The following is a 5,801-nucleotide window of genomic DNA, read 5'->3' as shown; positions in this document are numbered from 1 at the left end:
CGCGCTGGACCGGCTGGAGGAGAGCGTCAGCACGGCCGTGCCCAGCACGCGCTGCGCCGAACACCCCACCGGCCCGGTCGACGAGAGCGCCCCCGACCTGTGCCTGCTGTGCGAGACCCGGCGCCGTACGGCCCGCCGCGCCGAGTTCAACGGGCCGGCGCCCCAGCAGGCGCCCACCGGGCCCGCCCCGTCCCGGTACGGAATGCACGGCGACCGCCCCCAGCCCCAGCAGCGCTGGCTGCCGCAGCTGTGGAACGGCCAGGCGTGGCAGTTGTGCGGCACCCCGCGCCGCGACCGCCGCGAGGCCGAACTGTTCATCGCGGCCGAGCGGCGCGGACCCCGGCCCGCCATGGCGTACCGGCTGGTGCTCGAGTTCACCGACTACGAGGTGCTGCGCGTGTGGGGCATCCCGGCACGGACCGGCAGCGAGCCGACGGGGACTCCGTGACGCCGGCTCCCCGCGCCCCCCGCGGCCCGCGACTCCGGGACTACGCCTTGGCTGCCGGAACCTCGGCGGACGCGGCGGACGCGGTCCCCGCCCCGGTCGCGCTCTCCGCACGCGCCGCGGTCGGTCCCTCCGGGCGCCGGCGCGGGATGAAGGCCGCCACGACGAATCCGACGAGCGCGGCGCCCGAGCCGAGCGCCAGCACCGTACGGAAGGCGTCCTCGGACGGCACCGCGAACGAACCGAGCCGCGTGGTCATCTGGGCCAGGACGACACCGGCGACGGCGCTGGCGACGGACGTGCCCAGGGACCGCATCAGGGTGTTGAGGCTGTTCGCGGAGCCCGTCTCGGAGGCGGGCACGGCACCCATGATGAGCGCGGGCATCGCCCCGTAGCAGAAGCCGATGCCGGCGCCGATGACACAGGACGCCAGCACGAAGTGCCACACCTCGGCCATGAGGACGACGTTCAGCCCGTAGCCGGCGGCGACGATCAGGGCGCCGATCATCAGGGTCACCTTCGGCCCCTTGGCGCGGGAGACGCGTGCGGAGACCGGGGCCAGCGCCATCATCACCAGGCCGGACGGGGCCATGACCAGACCGGCCGTCAGCAGTGATCTGCCCAGGCCGTAGCCGGTCTGCTCCGGCAGCTGGAGAAGCTGCGGGATGACCAGGGACATGGAGAACATCGCGAAGCCGATCGCCACCGAGGCGGCGTTGGTCACCAGCACCTGGGGGCGGGCCGAGACCCGCAGGTCCACCAGGGGTTCGGTGACGCGCAGCTCGTAGAAGCCCCAGGCCGCCAGGACGACGACGGCCGCCGCGAACAGGCCGAGCGTGGTGCCGCTCCCCCAGCCCCAGTCGGCGCCCTTGGAGATCGCGAGCAGCAGGCACATCAGGCCGGCCGCCATCCCGATCGCGCCGGGTACGTCGAACCGGCCGCCGGTGCGCACCTTCGACTCCGGTACGAGGGCCGACACCAGGACCAGGGCGACGACACCGAGGGCGGCCGAGGTCCAGAACAGCGCGTGCCAGTCGAAGTTGTCGGCGATGAGTGCGGCGGCGGGCAGACCGAGGGCACCGCCGACGCCGAGCGAGGCGCTGATCATCGCGGTCGCCGATCCCAGCCGCTCGGCGGGGAGTTCGTCGCGCAGGATGCTGATGCCGAGCGGGATCACACCGGACGCGAGACCCTGCAGGGCGCGGCCGACGATCATCGGGGTCAGGCTGTCGCTGAGTCCGGCGACCACAGAGCCGATGATCAGCATGCTCATGCTGATCAGGAGCATGCGCCGCTTGCCGTACATGTCGCCGAGACGTCCCATGACCGGTGTCGCGACGGCCGCGGCGAGCAGCGTCGCGGTGATGGCCCAGGCGGTGTCCGACGCCGAGGCGTTCAGGTACGTCGGCAGCTGTCCCACGATCGGGATGACCAGCGTCTGCATCAGCGAGACGACGATGCCGCTGAAGGCCAGGACGGCCACCACGGCGTTGGGCCGGGGCGGCGCGGATTCCCCGGCCGTGGCGGGCCGGGTGGGTGCGTCGGACATGAGGGAGCTCTCCGTCGTGGCTCAGTTCTAATTGACTCAGGCAACCTTATGGAGCTTAATTGAGTTAAGCAAGTTAACGCGGCCGGGTCTTTTGGTCGGTCTTGTCAGCATGGAACGGACACCTGGAGCGGATCCGGAACGGAGCTGGAGCGGGTCTGGAAGCCGAAGCGGGAAGCCGCGCGGGAGGCAGAAGCAAGGAGTCGGCGCACGTGTCCCGCGGGACACGTGCGCCGACTCCTCCGCCCCCTCTTCCGGGGCTCAGCTCAGCGTCTTGAGCGACGCCGCGTCGTACGGTGCGAGCTCGTCGATGCGCCCGCCGAGGACCTTCGCCGCCCACTGGGGGTCCTGGAGCACCGCGCGCCCCACCGCGACGAGGTCGAACTCGTCGCGCTCCAGCCGGTCGAGAAGGTTGTCGAGGCTGCCGAGCTCCGCGCCCCGCCCCTGGAACGCCTCCTGGAACTCCCCGTTCAGGCCGACCGAACCGACGGTGACGGCGGGCCTGCCGGTCAGCTTCTTCGCCCAGCCGGCCAGGTTCATCTCCGAGCCCTCGAACTCCGGGAGCCAGTAGCGGCGCGTGGAGGCGTGGAAGGCGTCGACACCGGCGGCCACGAGCGGTGCGAGGATCGCCTCCAGCTCCCCGGGGGTCTCGGCGAGGCGGGCGTCGTAGGCGTCCTGCTTCCACTGCGAGAAGCGGAAGATGACGGGGAAGGCGGGCGAGACCCGCTCGCGGACCGCCGCGACGACGTCCGCGGCGAACTTCGTCCGCGCCACCGGGTCGCCGCCGTAGGCGTCGGCACGACGGTTGGTGCCCGCCCACAGGAACTGGTCGATGAGGTAGCCGTGGGCGCCGTGCAGCTCCACGCCGTCGAAGCCGATGCGCTCGGCGTCCGCGGCGGCCTGCGCGAACGCGCCGACCACGTCGTCGATGTCGGCCCGCGTCATCGTCTTGCCCGCGCCCTCGGTGCCGTCCGTGCGCACGCCGGACGGGCCGATCGCCGGGGCGTCCGGATACGGCGCCCGCCCCTGCTCGCGGACCATGCCGATGTGCCAGAGCTGCGGCACGATCGTGCCGCCCGCCGCGTGCACCGCGTCGGCGACCTTCGCCCAGCCGGCCAGCTGCTCCTCCCCGTGGAACCGCGGCACCCGGTCACTGAGACCGGCCGACTCGTGCCCCACGTACGTGCCCTCGGTGACGATCAGCCCCACACCGGCGGCGGCCCTCCGGGAGTAGTACGACACCACGTCCTCGCCGGGAACACCGCCCGGGGAGAACATGCGGGTCATCGGTGCCATCGCGATGCGGTTCGGGACGGTCAGGCCGTTGATCACGGTCGGACGGGAGAGCAACGCGGCGGCTCGGGCGGCGGTCTCCGTGGCGGTGACGGTCACGTGGGGGCTCCTCGCTGTGGATACCATTTGGTATGTGCGCATGCATTAAATGCACACCGGCACCAACCGGCGACCACGGGGAGGCATTCCGCCCACCCCTCCCCCTCGGGTGTGAGCCCGGTCACACTCACCCCCGAGGCTCAAGCGCCGAGCCCCGAGCCCTCTTTTCAAAAAATGAGCGGAGGACCCCACCCCGCCCTCCCGCCCCACCCGTTCCCGCGCCCACGTCCTGCTCGCCGCCCTCGGCCGCGAGGTCCCCGCACTGTCCCTCTCCCGGGCCGACTGCGCGCACCTCGCCCCCGGTGAGCATCACCCTCGACACCGAGAGGCTCAAGGACTACGCCGACTGAGCCCCGCCCTCGGTACTGACGGACCGGGTCCGAACCTGAGGTGAATCAGGCTCAGAAGTCCATGTCACCGCCCGGCATGCCGCCCGGAGCGGCCGCGGAGGCCTTCTCCGGCTTGTCGGCGATGACGGCCTCGGTGGTCAGGAACAGCGCGGCGATCGACGCGGCGTTCTGCAGCGCGGAACGCGTCACCTTGGCCGGGTCGATGATGCCTTCCTTGACCAGGTCGACGTACTCGCCGGTCGCGGCGTTCAGGCCGTGGCCCGGGGTCAGGTTGCGCACCTTCTCCACCACGACACCGCCCTCGAGGCCGGCGTTCACGGCGATCTGCTTCAGCGGGGCCTCGAGCGCGATCCTCACGGCGTTGGCGCCGGTCGCCTCGTCACCCTCGAGCTCCAGCTTCTCGAACACCGAGGAGGCCTGGAGCAGGGCCACGCCGCCACCGGCGACGATGCCCTCCTCGACGGCCGCCTTCGCGTTGCGAACGGCGTCCTCGATGCGGTGCTTGCGCTCCTTGAGCTCGACCTCGGTGGCGGCACCGGCCTTGATGACCGCGACACCGCCGGCGAGCTTCGCCAGGCGCTCCTGCAGCTTCTCGCGGTCGTAGTCCGAGTCGCTGTTCTCGATCTCGGCGCGGATCTGGTTCACGCGGCCCTGGACCTGGTCGGCCGAGCCGGCACCGTCGACGATGGTGGTCTCGTCCTTGGTGATGACGACCTTGCGGGCGCGGCCCAGGAGGTCGATCGTGGCGTTCTCCAGCTTGAGGCCGACCTCCTCGGAGATGACCTCGCCGCCCGTGAGGATGGCGATGTCGCCGAGCATGGCCTTGCGGCGGTCACCGAAGCCCGGGGCCTTGACCGCGACGGACTTGAAGGTGCCGCGGATCTTGTTGACGACCAGGGTCGACAGGGCCTCGCCCTCGACGTCCTCGGCGATGATCAGCAGCGGCTTGCCCGACTGCATGACCTTCTCCAGGAGCGGCAGCAGGTCCTTGACGTTGCCGATCTTGGAGTTGGCGATCAGGATGTACGGGTCGTCGAGCGACGCCTCCATACGCTCCATGTCGGTGGCGAAGTACGCCGAGATGTAGCCCTTGTCGAAGCGCATACCCTCGGTGAGCTCCAGCTCCAGACCGAAGGTCTGGGACTCCTCGACGGTGATGACGCCTTCCTTGCCGACCTTGTCCATGGCCTCGGCGATGAGCTCGCCGATCTGGGTGTCGGCGGCGGAGATGGAGGCCGTGGAGGCGATCTGCTCCTTGGTCTCGACGTCCTTCGCCTGCTCCAGCAGGGCACCGGAGACGGCCTCGACGGCCTTCTCGATACCGCGCTTGAGGGCCATCGGGTTGGCGCCGGCGGCTACGTTGCGCAGGCCCTCCTTGACCAGGGCCTGGGCGAGAACGGTCGCGGTGGTCGTACCGTCACCGGCGACGTCGTCCGTCTTCTTGGCGACTTCCTTGACCAGCTCGGCGCCGATCTTCTCGTACGGGTCCTCGAGCTCGATCTCCTTGGCGATGGACACACCATCGTTGGTGATCGTGGGGGCGCCCCACTTCTTCTCGAGGACGACGTTGCGGCCCTTGGGGCCGAGCGTCACCTTGACGGCGTCCGCGAGCTGGTTCATGCCGCGCTCGAGGCCGCGCCGCGCCTCCTCGTCGAACGCGATGATCTTGGCCATGTGAAGTGGTCCCTCCAGGACTGGGGGTGATGACTCCAGGACCGCGCCCGCGCCCGCGACGGACGGCTCACAGACCCGGCGGTTCCCTGCTCCACCGGCACTGCGGGCCTCACCGACCCGGTCCTTACGTTGTCACTCTCACCTTCAGAGTGCTAACGCAATGATTAGCACTCGACCCATGCGAGTGCAAGCGCCTTCGAGGATCGGCGGGCGACTCAGCCACCCGCGAACACCCGGACAAGACGGACGGGGACGGAGCGGGCAAGCGGAGCAGGGAACGGACGCACCCCGGGTCCCGCCCCCAGGCCTCACCCCCGGACCCCGCTCCGGGAGCGAACGGCGGGACGAACGGCGGGACGGACCCCGGGCAGGCCGAAGGGCTCGTGTCCCCGGG

The 5,801-nt window shown here is 70.8% G+C and carries 4 protein-coding genes; 1 reads left to right on the top strand and 3 read right to left on the bottom strand.

Translation table 11 applies throughout. From position 1 onward, the window contains the following. Window positions 1–448: hypothetical protein (locus tag AOK11_RS37675; RefSeq protein WP_055598120.1), on the top strand; the 448-nt coding region annotated here is incomplete at its 5' end. Window positions 449–488: 40 nt separating this feature from the next. Here AOK11_RS37675 and AOK11_RS37670 read toward each other — a convergent pair. The 3 genes from AOK11_RS37670 to groL all read right to left on the bottom strand — a co-directional run bounded on the left by AOK11_RS37670 (window position 489) and on the right by groL (window position 5,407). Further along, a complete protein-coding gene (locus tag AOK11_RS37670; RefSeq protein ID WP_055598119.1) occupies window positions 489–1,994 on the bottom strand; it encodes an MFS transporter in 1,506 nt (501 codons plus the stop codon). A gap of 258 nt (window positions 1,995–2,252) precedes the next feature. Next, window positions 2,253–3,383, bottom strand: coding sequence for an NADH:flavin oxidoreductase (locus AOK11_RS37665; RefSeq protein WP_055598118.1), 1,131 nt, complete (start codon window positions 3,381–3,383; stop codon window positions 2,253–2,255). A gap of 401 nt (window positions 3,384–3,784) precedes the next feature. Further along, window positions 3,785–5,407 (bottom strand): chaperonin GroEL, encoded by a 1,623-nt coding sequence (gene groL, locus AOK11_RS37660; RefSeq protein ID WP_055598117.1) that lies wholly within the window; start codon window positions 5,405–5,407, stop codon window positions 3,785–3,787. Between the last annotated feature and the right edge of the window lie 394 nt (window positions 5,408–5,801).

It is taken from the genome of Streptomyces hirsutus (genome assembly GCF_001418415.1).
Taxonomy (GTDB): domain Bacteria; phylum Actinomycetota; class Actinomycetes; order Streptomycetales; family Streptomycetaceae; genus Streptomyces; species Streptomyces hirsutus.
The sequence above is the reverse complement of the archived record's forward strand: the minus strand, read 5'-3'. Positions and strand labels throughout refer to the sequence as shown.